This window comes from Nitrospira sp. M1 (assembly GCF_965152605.1).
Window position 1 is genome coordinate 2,822,094 of sequence record NZ_OZ224217.1, and the last position, 15,569, is coordinate 2,837,662.

Annotated in this window: 12 protein-coding genes; 10 read left to right on the forward strand and 2 right to left on the reverse strand. The window is 47.7% G+C overall.

From position 1 onward, the window contains the following. Nucleotides 1-42 precede the first annotated feature (42 nt). From ACWHX8_RS12895 to ACWHX8_RS12905, 3 genes are all read left to right on the forward strand, one after another. Complete coding sequence (locus ACWHX8_RS12895) at nt 43-1,233, forward strand: tetratricopeptide repeat protein (protein WP_447968534.1); 1,191 nt, start codon at nt 43-45, stop codon at nt 1,231-1,233. After that, nucleotides 1,230-2,372 (forward strand): HupE/UreJ family protein, encoded by a 1,143-nt coding sequence (locus tag ACWHX8_RS12900; protein WP_447968535.1) that lies wholly within the window; start codon nt 1,230-1,232, stop codon nt 2,370-2,372. The genes ACWHX8_RS12895 and ACWHX8_RS12900 overlap by 4 nt, the downstream gene beginning before the upstream one ends. 63 nt (nt 2,373-2,435) lie before the next feature. After that, nucleotides 2,436-3,050, forward strand: a complete 615-nt coding sequence (locus tag ACWHX8_RS12905; RefSeq protein ID WP_447968536.1) for a hypothetical protein — start codon at nt 2,436-2,438, stop codon at nt 3,048-3,050. A gap of 89 nt (nt 3,051-3,139) precedes the next feature. Here ACWHX8_RS12905 and ACWHX8_RS12910 read toward each other — a convergent pair whose 3' ends face one another. Both ACWHX8_RS12910 and ACWHX8_RS12915 read right to left on the reverse strand, forming a co-directional pair. Next, nucleotides 3,140-4,222, reverse strand: a complete 1,083-nt coding sequence (locus ACWHX8_RS12910; RefSeq protein WP_447968537.1) for a WD40 repeat domain-containing protein — start codon at nt 4,220-4,222, stop codon at nt 3,140-3,142. A gap of 80 nt (nt 4,223-4,302) precedes the next feature. After that, complete coding sequence (locus tag ACWHX8_RS12915) at nt 4,303-5,973, reverse strand: tetratricopeptide repeat protein (RefSeq protein ID WP_447968538.1); 1,671 nt, start codon at nt 5,971-5,973, stop codon at nt 4,303-4,305. A gap of 255 nt (nt 5,974-6,228) precedes the next feature. On the opposite strand from ACWHX8_RS12915, the gene ACWHX8_RS12920 reads away from it, so the two are divergent. From ACWHX8_RS12920 to ACWHX8_RS12950, 7 genes are all read left to right on the forward strand, one after another. Then, entirely contained in the window at nt 6,229-7,359 is a 1,131-nt protein-coding gene (locus tag ACWHX8_RS12920; RefSeq protein ID WP_447968539.1) for a glycosyltransferase family 4 protein, read from the forward strand. Between the two features lie 174 nt (nt 7,360-7,533). After that, nucleotides 7,534-8,544, forward strand: a complete 1,011-nt coding sequence (locus tag ACWHX8_RS12925) for a lysylphosphatidylglycerol synthase transmembrane domain-containing protein (RefSeq protein WP_447968540.1) — start codon at nt 7,534-7,536, stop codon at nt 8,542-8,544. Continuing rightward, on the forward strand, nt 8,541-9,470 hold the full coding sequence (locus tag ACWHX8_RS12930) for a glycosyltransferase family 2 protein (protein WP_447968541.1): 930 nt from the start codon (nt 8,541-8,543) through the stop codon (nt 9,468-9,470). The genes ACWHX8_RS12925 and ACWHX8_RS12930 overlap by 4 nt, the downstream gene beginning before the upstream one ends. Then, the gene (locus tag ACWHX8_RS12935) at nt 9,467-11,047 is read left to right on the forward strand and encodes an alkaline phosphatase family protein (protein ID WP_447968542.1); all 1,581 of its coding nucleotides are present in this window, start codon (nt 9,467-9,469) and stop codon (nt 11,045-11,047) included. Before ACWHX8_RS12930 ends, ACWHX8_RS12935 begins: the two co-directional genes overlap by 4 nt. Continuing rightward, nucleotides 11,048-12,019, forward strand: coding sequence for an aldo/keto reductase (locus ACWHX8_RS12940; protein ID WP_447968543.1), 972 nt, complete (start codon nt 11,048-11,050; stop codon nt 12,017-12,019). Between the two features lie 670 nt (nt 12,020-12,689). Next, nucleotides 12,690-14,429 (forward strand): hypothetical protein, encoded by a 1,740-nt coding sequence (locus ACWHX8_RS12945; protein WP_447968544.1) that lies wholly within the window; start codon nt 12,690-12,692, stop codon nt 14,427-14,429. A gap of 281 nt (nt 14,430-14,710) precedes the next feature. Beyond that, nucleotides 14,711-15,520, forward strand: a complete 810-nt coding sequence (locus ACWHX8_RS12950) for a DUF547 domain-containing protein (protein ID WP_447968545.1) — start codon at nt 14,711-14,713, stop codon at nt 15,518-15,520. Nucleotides 15,521-15,569: the final 49 nt, after the last annotated feature.

A 15,569-nucleotide genomic window follows, 5' to 3' on the forward strand; every position in this document is an offset into this window, starting at 1 on the left:
CTCGAGTAGGGAGAGGGTTGAGTGGGGTAGGGGTATAAACTCATGTCGATCACCACAGTGGTCTTGAAAACGTTCCTACTCAGCTTGGTCATGGCCGTACAGCTAGGCAATGACTCTCGCCTTCATGCAGAGCCTTACGTTCCTCAGAAAGATTCCGTCGTATTAGAACAACTTCCGACATCACAAAACCCTCAAATTAAGAAACTTCGAGAACTTCAAACACAACTATCGAACACTCCCAATGATCTAAGGCTCGCGGTTCATCTTGCACGAGCTTACCTTCAATTGGGACGGACAAATGCTGATCCTCGTTACGACGGCTATGCTCAAGCAGTACTGAACCCCTGGTGGAACGTGAGCCACGCGCCGACAGAAATCCTTATTGTACGAGCAACCCTTCGGCAACGCCGACACGACTTTGATCGTGCACTCCAGGATCTTGACCGTGCGCTTCAGCAACAGCCTCGCCATGCTCAAGCATGGCTCATGCAGGCCGTCATCCAAACGGTACGAGGAAACTATCATGAGGCTCGACGAAGTTGCCTGCTTTTGCAACAAATCACACACAGGTTGATTTCAACAACATGCCTAGCTCATGTCATGAGCTTAAACGGTCATGCATTGGAGAGTTATCAAACCCTGCAAAGAAGCATCAAGAACAAGACCTCGCCTACACCGAATGAAAAACTTTGGGCTCTGACGGTTCTTGCAGAAATGGCGACACGTCTGGGCAAGACCAAAGAGGCCGAGTATTATTTTCAACAAGCGCTCATGCTCAATCGAGACGACACCTACCTATTGGGAGCTTATAGTGATTTCCTACTAGATCAGGGGCATCCGAGAATGGTCTATCACTTACTCAAGCAAAAGGTCCGCTCTGACGGGTTATTATTACGCGTCACCCTTGCAGAACAAGACATCGAGGCTCCATCGCTTCAACAACATATTGAAACACTCACAGCACGTTTTACAGAGAATCAATTGAGAAGCAACACACGACATCTTAAAGAAGAAGCTCGATTCTTGTTGCAGCTATTACACAAACCAGAGCAAGCATTGAAATTGGCCCTGGAAAACTGGCGCATCCAACGAGAACCTTCGGATGCACGCATAGTATTGGAAGCCGCACTACAGAATGGAGATCCATCAGCCGCTCAACCCGTTGTCGATTGGCTTGAATCACGCAACGTAGAAGATATTCAACTTCAGAAGCTTCTAGGACAATTGAGATGAATCGCTGGGGGATTGTACTTTTCTCGTGTTTGCTTTTTGTCCTACTTGCAGAACCCACGTTTGCTCATAAGGCGAGCGATAGTTATCTACGGTTCACGATTGAGGGCAACGCCATTCAAGGAGAATGGGACATTGCGTTACGCGACATTGATTATGCCATGGGATTAGACGGAAATGGTGACGGACAGATCACCTGGGGAGAAGTTCGGGCCAACCATCAGGCGATGAGAAACTATGCACTGTCCCGCCTGCACATCACGAGAGAACAATCCACATGCTGGCATAATCCTACAAAGGACCTTGTCGATCAGCACACTGACGGGGCCTATGCGGTCATACGGTTTGGGGTTGTCTGCCCAGAAACCATGGGTACATTGCAAATAGAGTACGGCTTACTCTTTGACCTCGATCCACTTCATCGTGGTCTCCTACACGTTGCTGCCGACGGACATGTGCAAACCGGAATATTCAGTCCTGAGCACCCAACGATACGCCTCAATCCAAAGCAACACTCACCTTGGCATGAGTTGTTCCAATTTGGACGAGAAGGTGTCTGGCACATTTGGATTGGCTATGATCACATTCTTTTTTTGATCAGCCTGCTCTTGCCTGCCGTCTTATGGTGGAGAGAAGGACATTGGCATCCGCAACAAACCTTTCGTCCCGCACTCAGGGAGGCACTCAAAATCGTTACGGCCTTTACCGTGGCTCACTCCATGACGCTGAGTCTGGCCGTATTAGGATTCGTGAGCCTCCCCTCACGTTGGATTGAATCAACCATCGCGGCTTCCGTCCTTCTGGCAGCACTTCATAACTTCTACCCTGTGTTTCGTACCCATCTATGGATCATGATTTTCATCTTTGGGTTAATTCACGGGTTAGGATTTGCGTCGGTCCTTATCGATTTAGGCGTACCTGGACAATCCTTAGCCCTGGCTCTTGCGGGATTTAATATCGGAGTGGAAATCGGACAGGTCGTGATCGTCGGGCTATTTATCCCTCTAGCCTTCTTGATTCGTCGTTCCTGGTCGTATCAACGTATTGGTGTTCAGGTTGGTTCTCTGATGATCGCCGTCATTGCATTCGTGTGGTTCATCGAACGGAGCATGAACGTGAACATTGGAATGGGAGTCTGGTAAATGTCCATGCGATTCACAATTCGAATATTCATGGTAATATTTTTCGTTGTCATAGGATGCAGCATGGCCCCGTGGACATACGCCATAGCGGAAGAGAATGTTATCGAGACCCCAACGATACGTTTCTCTCGAACTCACCACACACTATCGGCACACATCGACAGGCTTTCTTTTCATCACGTGTTGCAACAACTCGCCAATCAATTATCTATCACGATGACTTTACAGGGAGTGAAAAAAGATCATCGCTTCTCAACCACATTCACCGACCTTCCACTCCAACAGGGAATTGAGCGACTACTGCTCGGTCATGATTACGCGCTTCTCTATTCTCAACCCAACTCTGCTCACCATGCCCAATTGAAAGAAATTATCGTACTGCCACGAATGCATGCGTCAACATCCATTCCAGTCGATGACACAGAGATCGTCATGCGGCCAATGAGATCTCACCAACACATACGCGAAGATCAACAACTACCATACGACAGTCCACGCGAACTTCGAAAACCTGAACTGACTGATTTCATAGAGACCGTTGAAACATTAGTGCAACAGTACGATCGAACACCACGTCAAGATGCATCGTCTCTTAGCCTTGCCTCCCAAGATGAGGCCTCGAAGATGCAATCGCTAGGCATTGCGCTCCTGAAAGAATTGGAATCCCATGCGGAATGACTTCACAGATTGGCATCGAATTCTCACTCCAACTTCCATACGAGAGGAACTCCTCACGCCGCTCTGAGAGGTTTGACCATCGTTCTTTCTCAACCATCATGTAATACCCCTCCGGCCAACTCCTCAAACAGCAATGCAATTTCCCAAACCTGAATCGTTGAATCCTGAATTCCCGCAGCTAAAAATTGACCATCGGGCGAAAACGTGATTGAATGAATCGCGTGCTCCCCTACCCATCCTTGCCACACGACTCGTTGCTGCTCAATACTCCATAACATGAGATGACCATGCTCATCACCGGAAGCCAGGTATTCGCCTTCTGGAGAAAACGCTAACGCGCGCACCCAACTCGAATCCAACTCCCTCACCTGAAAGATACGATTTCCCAAACCTGTCCCCCAAACCGTCAATCCCCCCTGACGATCGACGTGACTATCAACCGCAATCATGGAGGCATCAGGAGAAAACACCATAGTCCAGACTCCATGCACTTCGCGATCATCAACCCCATTGAATAAGAGTCGTGGCGCTGTATGCTTCGTTTCCCAAAGCTCAATCGTTGTACGATGCGTGTTCGCAACAGAATCGTACGACCCCTCAGCCGCAGCCACATACTTCCCGCTTGTGGAAATGGCCACGCCGTTTCGAATCGGTCGATGAGCATCCCACGTTTTAAATAACTTCTTGGTGTCAACGTTCCACATCTCTAAGGATTGTCCACCAGTGGACAACAACAGCAACCTCCCACTGTCATCAATGGCACTATGGATATAAAAATCTCGCGCCAGAGTCATGCCCTTCGATGAATCCAAAGAAAGGATCTCCACATTATCCATCACATTTTTGGTGATTAGACTATTGACAGGAGCGGCATAAGAAAAAATACTGTTCGTCTGAAAGGTTTGAGCAAGTGAGCGATTGGCTAAATCCCATTGTTCAATCAAGCCATTCCCTCGAAATGCCATTACGCTCAATCCATCGCTCTGAAATACAAGCTGGAGAGGCCTGTCTGGAGGATCTTCATATTGTGAATGGTTTTTCTCGAGACCCAGTTGATAGTCTGGGCGAACGGACGACCATGAGTCAGCAGAAAGGGATGGAACAAACACGGAATAGAGGAGAATGAGGACAAGACTTACCAGCAGTCCTTGAAAGACAAATGAGGTTCGCATGAAAGAAAAGCTCGGATGTTTAGATGTGTCGGGGCTCCACCTCCTTTTCGGTCTGTCATATCAAAATACTAAGATGTCTCTTAAAACCTGGAACTCGTTAACATGACCTCTGCATCGACCCAGGCTTTGTCAAATTCTTGCTGCACCACATTCGCTTGATCAACATGACCTTGTGCATGCAAACTTTGAACAAGACCAAACAACGACCACCCGCTCTGCGGGTGATACGTCAAATCGGTTCGATAGACCTGTTCAGCCTCTGCCGCCTTTCCCGCTTGTAACAACACTGCCCCCAATACTTGTCTGGGCGGAAGATACCAATCTTTCGGCTCTGTGTAGTTTAAGGTGTCTTCCAGGTTCACCGCCTTCTCTAAGTGAGTCACGGCAACGTCAGACCGACCACCTGCCGCTTCAATCTCACCCAGCAACACATTCTCTGCTATGGACAATATTGTCGAGATAGGATTGATATCGAATATGGTCAACGACGCAACGGCTGGATCCTGAGCACGCTGTCGCAATGCGCTCAGTTCCTGTTGAGCCTGATCAGCTTTCCCTTGACGGACAAATGCCAGCCCACGTGCGTAATGCCAAATGGCTGTTGGATACACCAAATCCTCCGGCGGAGCAGAAGCCTGAAGTATCTCTGCCCATTGTCCAAACAACGCTTGCGTATAGAGCGGCATTAACCAAAAATGCTGAAGGGTTCCGGCAAATGTAGGATCTCGCATAGCTTCAGGATTCACCTTCGCCGCCGTATCGTTGGCCGCCTGCATTGCTAACGATTGCTGACCGGTCTTCGTGGCGGCAGCCCAGAGAAAATGATGATTATGCGGCACATACGCCGCCGTATAGATACCTTCAGCATGCGAATGTTTGAGATACTCTTGGTCGACGGCGACGGCATGTTGATTGGCGTGTACAACATCACGATAGCGTCCGATTCGAATGTAAATATGTCCAGGCATGTGCACTAAATGTCCTGAGCCCGGCACAAGCGTAGCTAAACGTTTCGCACTCGGCAATGCCTTTTCCGGATAAGGAGAAGCCTCCATGGTATGAATATACAAATGGTTAGCCAACGGATTATTCGGAGCGTGCTGCAAGGCAACTTCCAACGTTCTAATAATTTCTAAGGTCCAGGGTTTCGCTTCTCCCTGCGTTGTCCATAAGTCCCATGGGTGCACATCCATCAAGGCCTCGGCAAGCAATGCACCAATTACGGCATCATCAGGAAACTGTTTCGCAACAGTACGCATCGCATCAGCGTAGGCCGCATCTAAGTGACTTCGATCTTCACCAACATCTTTGGCATACCGCCTTGCGACAGCCTGAATGAGCGCTTGCTCTTTTCCGGTCGCCTTCTCAGACAACGCCAGAGCCTGTTGAGCCGCAGCATAGGCTTGCGGCACGGCAGATGCATCCATTGGCGCATTAATATTCGGTCCCAACACCAAGGCCTCTCCCCAGAAACACATCGCACAAGCAGGGTCTATCCGGGAAGCCTCAACAAAGGACCGTGCCGCCTCGGCATGATTAAACCCGTAGGCTAAGATCAGACCTTGATCAAAATACCGTTGCGCCATCGGAATAGATGTCGAAACTGCGTACGAATGTCCCCCCAAGTTCTCCTGAATCGGAACAGGCACTTCACTATTATTCTTGGCAAGAACATTCCCAATGAACGACACATAACACATGACACTTATCAACAACTGAATAAAAATGACACGAACATATGTGTTTTTCATTTCATTCCTCCTGAAAATTATCGTATATTCTAGGCAGGATGTGAAACTCCACATTGTTGACCACATGCAGTCAAAGTTTCACCATGCTCACAGGCCTTGGCTTTTGATCTTGCTATTCACAATTTAAGATGTGCATCGTATAGTAGTAGGGATTCATTCATCAGAGAGATGCAGCCCATACGATTGGCCTGATATACGTAGAACATCTAGGTAATTTTCACCTCATCCCATCTATTAAGCACACAGTCGTCTATCATGAGAATTCTTACATTAAGTTATGAGTTTCCTCCACTGGGAGGGGGTGGAGCGAAAGTCGTCTATGGGCTGGCCAAATCGCTCGTCAAAGACGGCCATATTGTTGATGTCGTCACCATGGGGTATCAAGACCTTCCCAAACAAGAAGTCATTGACGGCATCACGGTCCATCGGGTTCCATGCATTCGCACACAACAATCAATGTGCTATACCCCTGAAATGCTCCCCTACATTTTATCAGCCATTCCAGTCGTGACGCGTCTCATCAAGAAACATCAATACGATCTTAATCATACCCATTTCATATTTCCTGATGGAATTCTTGCCAATATTATACAAAAATTGACGGGCTTACCCTATGTCATTACGGCACATGGTTCAGACGTTCCAGGATACAATCCTGACCGTTTCCAAATCCAACATAAGATCTTTGCTTTCTTGTGGAAACGAGTCGTGCATGGAAGCAAGACCATTATCTGCCCGAGCCGATCAATTGAATCTCTTATTCGCACAATCGACCCAAGCATTCGAACATGGATCATTCCAAATGGTATCAATATCGACAAGTTCAACCCAAATCAACCGAAACTCAACCGCTTACTCATCGTGACGAGAATGTTTGAACGAAAAGGCGTTCAATACCTGTTACAAGCTCTTGAAGATCTTCATTCCCACTATGAAGTTCATATCGTCGGAGACGGCCCCTACCTGAAAACGCTCAGAGGACAGGTTGATGAAAAGAATCTGGATGTCAAATTTTGGGGATTTCTTGACAATCAGTCAAGAGAAATTCGTGACCTCTACGAAACCTCGCGCATTTTTGTGTTCCCCTCAGTAGCTGAAAACTTTCCTATCGTGCTCTTGGAGGCGATGGCCGCCGGGATGGCCATTGTCACGACAGAGGGAACGGGTTGCGCAGAAGTTGTTGGAAAGGCCGCATTGTTCATCAAGCCTCGAGATTCGGACAGTATTAAAGACGCGCTGCAACGTCTGATCGTTGACGATGATTACTGCACAACGCTTGGGAGAAACGCACGCAAACGACTCGAAGATCACTTTGGCTGGGGATCCGTCGCGCAACAATATGCTGAATTGTTCAAAAAAATTGAAGACCCTATCCACAGTCCGTAACAACCCATTCAGTGCATAGACTATAGAAAAAGCCAATAGCATTCGTTCCCTAGTGGAACGATCCAACAACATATGCCTGCGGGCACACAACCTCTGAACGTTCGAGGTAGGATACCAAGAGACGCACTGGTCAAAACACATCACATTGACACCGTTTGGAATACCAGACCTGTCATGAATGAGTATGACACGAACCCGGTCAACAATATGAAAAACGGAATACTGTGGACTCTCAAACTCCTCCTCACCATACTCATCCTGACGTATATTTTCAGCATTATACCATTTTCAGCCATTGCGACGGCATTCCATAGACTAGACCTGGCAACAGTGCTCTATTTAATTCCAATTACTCTCATCTCATTCTTTGTTGCAGCCGCTCAGCTCAAAGTGTTTACAGACAATCATCAGATGCATGTATCGTTCATGAACATCGTCGCCATAAATTTCTCAACGGAGTTTTATAATTTGTTCTTGCCGGGCTATCTGGCAGGAGGAGCCATACGCTGGCATAAGCTGTCAAAAGACAATCAGAAACGCGCAGAGGCATTCGCCGCCCTTATTCTCAATCGAGTCGTCAATACGCTCACCCTCGCGCTATTTGGACTCATCTGCTGGGCAATTGACCGTCCAAGCATAGGCAATGAATACTATGGCCTATTTTTTCTCGTGTTATCCGTAGGACTCCTAAGCCTCTATGCATTTCTCTTCAGCCCATATGTGCCTGTAATCTTCCAATCCATCTCGCATCATGCCTTCTTTCAATCGTTCCCGGCTCCCATCGTCCGTGGTCTTACACGGCTCATCCAAGCCGCGATGGAATACCAGAGATTATCGTTACGGGAACATTGCGTCATTGTGTTTTTTTCAAGCCTTTGGCATGTGCTTCTCGGACTTTTCTTCTTTCTTCTCGCACGTTCGATCAGCATTGATTTAAGTTTTGAGAGCTTGGGATGGATTCGCGCTATGCTCGGATTTCTGCTTCTGTTGCCCATCTCCATTTCAGGGTTTGGTGTTCGCGAAGGCGCACTCATCTTCCTCTTTGGATACTTTGGCATCGTCCCGGCCACTGCCCTGGCGTTTTCATTTTTAGTGTTTGCCAGGACACTATTCCTAGGTCTTATCGGCGCACTCGTTGAACTCAACAGCACATGGTTCCCAGTGAAATCTACGGTACGCACATGACAACGCCACGACCAATGATTGCCATTATTATTCTCAACTTTAATAAACGGACGGAGATCCTTGCCGCCATTCACAGCGCGCTTGCAAGCAAATACCCACACGTTCACGTATTAGTCGTCGACAACGCATCGACAGATGGCTCATGGGAAGCGATTTCACACGCCTACCCCACGCTTTCAAAAATTCGAATGCCAATGAATAGCGGAGCCGCAGGCGGAAGAAATGCTGGCTGGCAACACATCAAACAACATGTCCATGCCGACTATCTCTTTTTCCTCGATGATGATGCCGTCATCGCTCCAGATGTCCTCCACTGTTTCATGCAAGCCATCCAATTAGATCAGACAGTGGGTATCGCCTGCGGGAAAGGCTACACTCGATTCCCGACGACAACCATTAACTCTGTTGGTATTCACGTCAATTTGTATACCGGCATCATTCACGACATTGGCGCAGGGGAAGAAGATTGCGGCCAGTATGCGCATCCGCGCTATGTGGACGCGTGCGGATGTTTTGGCCTGTTCATTCGCGCCACGCTTTTTGAGCAACTCAACGGATTCAATGAAGCGTTCAACCCCTATGGGTGGGAAGATGTTGACCTGTGTCTCCGCTCGAAACAACTGGGGTTCAAGACGCTCTATGTTCCAACAGCCATCATTCACCACAAAGGCACAAAGTTAGGCCGCCCTCCCATCCCGCAGTATGAACAGACCAAAGCCAGAAATTATCTGTATCTCATCAGAAATCACGCCACATTCGCACAATGGATTTGCATCGGACTCTACCTCCCGTTTCGACTCCTTACGCTTTTCACCAAATTACTTTTTCAAGGGAACGGGAATATCATCGCGTCACATATACGAGGCGCGTGGCATGCCATCGGCTCGCACAAAACCTCTGAAGTGACTACGGAGAAAACCCCATGAGTCAAGCACAAGCACATACGTCTCCAGACCGTAATCAGGTTATTGTCATTGGGCTCGAAGCCGCAGAACCCACGCTGATCGAACGATGGGTCCGCGACGGATACCTTCCCAACATTCAACGCATGATGCAACAAGGAAGTTGGCGGCGGCTCGCATCAACCACAGAAATTTCCAGCGGAGCAACGTGGGCGTCGCTCATCACTGGAACCAATCCAGCCAAACATGGAATGAGCTTCTACCACCGTCAGTTAAAGCCGGGAACCTATACCATACGAAAAAAATACGCAGAGGAAACTGCAACAGCCCCATTTTGGCAGTCATTAAGTGAGCACGGAAAACGCGTGGCCATTCTCGACCTTCCAGATACCTACGCAACCGAGAACCTCAATGGCGTTATGCTCGTAGGTTGGGGCGCGGAAGGATTGAATGCCAAACAACAGTCATGGCCTAAGCAGCTTCTCACGGATGCGTTCTCTCGGGTTGGACATCATCCCTTAGAGTTTTGGTATCAGGAAAAACCGACAAGCATTTCGGCGTGGGAAGAATTTTCCAAAAAACTTCTGGACGGTACCCGCCGTCGTACTGAACTGGCCAAATGGGTCCTGGCCCAAGAACCATGGGATTGTTACGTCATTGGCTATGCCGAACCACATTGGGTCGGGCATTACTTCTGGCATATCACCGATACGAGACACCCTGAATATGACCCGGAACTCGAACAGGCATGTGGCGAAGCCGTCCTTCGTATTTATCAAGAGGTCGATCGAGGCATTGGCGAGCTTTTACAGGTCTACCCGAATGCCACCGTACTCGTCGTGTCTAACACCGGAATGGGAGCAAACTTCAGCGGGCAACACCTTCTTCCTCAAGTGTTGGAAAAACTTGGGTATATCACGAAACCATCATCTAAAGGCCTGAAACAGTTCCTCCCTCATCAAAAATGGGGACCCTACTATGCCATTAAGAGCATCGAAACCATGCTGTCTCCTCAGCGTATTGAATACATCAAACGAGTGATTCCTGAAAAATTGTGGGACCACGTCACACGACATGTACTCACGATGGGAAACAACTGGAAGCATAGTCAAGCCTTTGAAATTCCATCTGACTACTCAGGCGCTATTCGGATCAACCTCAAAGGACGCGAACCGAATGGTCAAATCGAACCTGGGGAAGAATACGACCGTCTGTGTGCCAAAATTACTGAAGATCTTCTTGAACTGACGAATCCTGATACTGGGAAACATGCCGTCACCGGCGTCATCAAGGTCAAAGACCTGTACCAGGGAAACCATCTCGATGAATTGCAAGATTTAATTGTGCAATGGAACGGCGATGCACCCATTAACCATCTTGAGTCTGAAAAAATGGGAAGAGTTTCAGGAATCTTACCCGATAAACGTTCAGGTGCGCATATGGTCAACGGATTTATGCTGGCTTCGGGAAAGACCATCCAGAAGAATCAAATATTGGAAGACGCGCATATTATGGATGTCGCTCCGACGATTCTTCATGTGTTGCACCAGCCCATTCCTGAAATTATGGACGGAAAGGTTCTTTCCGATCTGTTTGCCTAAATGGAATATCGACCACTCGGAAAGACCCCACTCCTGACATCAGTCATTGGCCTTGGCTGCTCTCGACTCGGAGCCAGTGTCTTCGAAGGCGAAACGGTCGAAGCTGAATCGCTCCTTCATTTTGCCATAGACCATGGCATCAATTTTTTTGATACTGCCGACTCCTACGGGTATGGGAATTCAGAACGTGTGCTTGGGAAAGCGTTTCACGGGAAAAGGGACAAGGTCATTCTCGCGACAAAAGGAGGATTTCTCCCTTCATCACTGGCTCGAGTGGGACAATACCTTGTTCCATTCATCGGTCCGTTTCGTTCACGAATATCAAGGAAAAAATCCACATTCAAAACCTTATCTCGAAAACGCCAAAACTTTGATGTTCAATATCTCAAGGGGGCTCTGGAGAAAAGTCTGCGCAGACTGGGAACGGACTATATCGATCTCTATCAGCTGCACAGCCCGCCGCGAGCGATCCTAGAAAACGGTCAAGTTTTTCGCTTTCTGGAGCAATGTCGGCAAGAAGGGAAAATACGGTTCTACGGAATTTCAGTCAATTCGATTGAGGATGGCCTGTTCTGTTTACAAAACCCTCAAATTGCGGCGCTTCAAGTTCCCATCAATCTATTCGAACAACAGGCCGTCACCAACCTTTTGCCTCACGCATTTCCCAATACGGGTATTCTGGCGCGTGTCCCCCTCGCAAGAGGTCTCCTCACAGAGAAAGCCATGATACAAACAGGACCTCAAGTTCAGAATCGTGCGGAGATATCAAAACAGCAACAAACCCTTCATGAATTATGCGCACAAGAAGATCGAAGAATTTCGGATGTCGCCATTCAGTTTCTTTTACAATTCACACAAATTTCATCGATTATTGTGGGAACGAAATCCGTCAATCATTTACATCGTAATATTCTCGCCGGACAACAACCCGCCTTGAGTCACGAACTCATCACTCACATCACCTCGCTTTGAGTCTAGCGTTCCCATCAAGGGGATAAAGATAGAATCCCTTCTCAATTACTTCTCTCATTTTCGACAGAATACCAGTACGCGATATTGGCATCGATATTTCACAAAACCATGCATCGATCGTAAGTAAAATCTGACCAAACTCCCGATGAGGGTTCAAAGCCAACGGCTATGAACAGACCTAAAAAGAAAGACCAGCAATCCAGACAAAACTTATCCTGGCAAAACCATTTCTTAAAAACCTAGAAGAAAGAGATGGGCGAGAGGATATTCCAAACAATCACATCACAATCAGAAACAACGATGCTCCTCAATGTCCGCATAACCACAAAGCATAGAAACGGGGGCTTGCCACTATCAGAGAGCAAGAATCTTTGCTTCGATTCATATACGAATACCTATTCCCATATATTAGAGTTCATCACTGAACAACGTCAGCAAGGAATTTTCACAATACCCGATACAGAAGTACGAGAATGACAAAAAAGACTATGAGCCTCGAAATCGCGAGGGTACCACCTGGCTCCGTCCATACGGGACGATCGTGGACTCCCAGCACTCCACTTTTTCTCGATCTCTGATTGCGTCAAACTTCCTCATCAACCCAGGAGGCATTGAAGAAGTTTGACAACTCACAGGTCATAATTAGCACATAGATTTCAAGGATGGATTGATGGAAGTCGATACAAACCCAACGGCCAATCCGTTTTCGGCCACATCCATTTCAGTTCGTTTTGCCAGAACATCTGGAAAAACTTCGACGCTAGAACCGCCCGTCGCGACTGACACACGGGAACAACTCACCTTTGCTCGTACTCAAATTCAAAAATTACTCAAAGCTCTGCAAGCGGTCAATACCACGCTTCCCTCTTCACATATTCGTAAGTCTGGCGCAACAGGCATCCAAGCGGCCACCATTCGTTCCAGTAGCGACCTCGGCCTCACAACGACGGCAGCCACGGCCACGACGTTCCGGTCAACAGAAGAAATCAATACGACACCCATGTCGTTCTCACCTTTTGGACCATCTTTTACCGGTAGCTCCACAAGTCTTCCAACCCTTGGCGGTATTTACGATGGCGACAATAGTACTGATACATTGACGTTTACCGTCACCAGAGGAGGCACCATTGGGTCGTTCTTTCTTCCGCCTACATTGGAAGCTCGCGATAGTCAAAATCAAGTGATCGCAACATTTAGTTTCGGAGTAGGTTCAGCCGATCGTGTCAACACATTAGATAATGGTCTAGAGTTAAGCTTGAGCGCCGGAGCTTTGACAGCCAATGACACGTTTACCGTCGACGTCTTTGATTCCATCGGTAGCGCCATCAATCCTGATAATCCGTTCAATGGAACACGAAATGACAATCCGAATTTCGACGATGGCCTTTCCGTTTCTGCAGGTTCGTTTGAAGTCAACGGCCATTCCATTACCGTAGCAGCGAGCGACTCGCTAAACGAAGTCCTCACCAAAATTACGCAGTCCAGTGCCGGAGTCACTGCCACATTTGACGCGGGGACAGAAAGCGTTGTCCTGACTCAGAAAACAACTGGATCAGCGCCAACCATCACGGTCGGAAACGATACAGCAGGGTTTTTAACGGCGACGAAACTCAACGGAGCGACGGCAGTCCAAGGTCAAGACGAAATCATAGATGAACATCAATCGTTGAGTGAACTCGCACAGTTCTCCTCTGTCATCAGCGGATCCATTCTAATTAATTCGATCTCGATATCAATTGATGTGCTCAACGATTCCATCAACGACGTGTTGAGCCGAATCAATAGTTCGGCAGCCAATGTCACCGCAAGCTTCAATGAGTCAAGACAGCGCATCTCGATTACGGCCAATGATCCAGAAGACCAACTTATCTTAGACAGTAACGGCACAGCATTTTTTGCGGCACTCGAAATAACCGATGGAACATATGATCCAGTTCACAATACGGCAGGAGTCAATAAAGCCCAAAAAGGCGTCTCGCCGAAGCAAACGGCTGAATTTGTGACTTTATTACGGGAAGTGGGAGAAGCCTTAAATCCGCTATTCAACAACAGGAAATTTTCTGGCGATCCCGGACCATTCTTGAACACACTACGCGCAAATCTTCAATCAACCATTGCCAATATTTTTGATTCCGATGGCCCGCGGTTTCGGAGTCCGTTTGGCATTGAATTTGATTTTAGACCAAACTCCAATAAGGTCCTTGATTTTCGATTGTCAGGACAGAACCACAATGCCTTGACCTCTACGCTTCGTGAGAATCCAACTCGCGTCAACCAATTGTTGTTCGGTTCGTCATCCGCTCAAGACGACGGTCTCCTTGAATCTATCGCCGAGGTACTCGAGAAATCTGAAACCGAGCTACGAGACAAACTTGGGGTGACGGGAAACCTTGTCGATATCTTTGTCTAGAATCCGGCACGCATCCACTCGGTCGTTTCTTAGCCAGCACCTCAAGCGATCCCGCCGAATACAGCAATACCTTCTCCCTGCACACAGACAACGAGGCATCAGTTCAGCATGACGCATCTGCATCACAGATAATTGTAATAGCCGTGTAACATTTTCAAATCATTCAAGACTTTTTCGTATACAGAGGAGTCCGATTACCTCACTGAGAGAACACGATTGTTATGCAACAAGCACCAATTCACCATAACCGAGAGTATCGTCTCTCATTTTGAGGAAAACTCTTGCTAAAAACCAAAACCATAAAGTTAGTATCTATTCTGATTATCGCCCCGATCTGGCTCGTTGGGTGCACGACCATTCCTCGCTCATTTACCCCTGAACAGCCAATTGCTACAAAGACCTTTTCACACCAATTGTTTGATGCGGTCCTCAAAGCACATGTACAGGATGGTGTCGTCCAGTACCCAGCTATTGCACAGGACCATACATTCACCGAGTATCTTCACCTTCTCAATCACGTTGCTCCGACCCGACTCCCGACGCCAAATGATCGACTAGCATTCTGGATAAACGCATATAACGCCTTTGCCATTAAGGGTATCCTAGACGGCTATTCCCCAAGTACGTTTACTGGCCGGTACCAATATTTCGTGAACCAGCGATACTCTGTGGGCGGTGAGACCATCAACCTCTATGATTTGGAACGAGAACTCCTGATTCCTGACTTTCGGGAACCCCGCATTCACTTCGCCATCGTATGTGCGTCTCAATCATGCCCCAAACTCCGATCCCAGGCATTCACAGGTGAACAGCTCGATCAACAGCTTACGGATAGCGCCAGACAATTTATCAACGATCCAACGAAAAATCGGTTCGACCACAAAAATAAGATTGCCTATCTTTCGAAAATTTTTGATTGGTTCACCGAAGATTTCGTCAATCATTCAGGCTCGCTGAGTGCCTATGTTGCACAATTTATCGATGACCCCACATTGGCTTACAATCTACGAACCAATACTTATGACGTACAGTTTCTTGAATATGACTGGCATCTCAACGGCATCGCACCAGATACGAACAGTCCGCTGTAAAAGGATACCCTGTACTCAAACTGGATATTCTCACTGTCGCGATGATTTT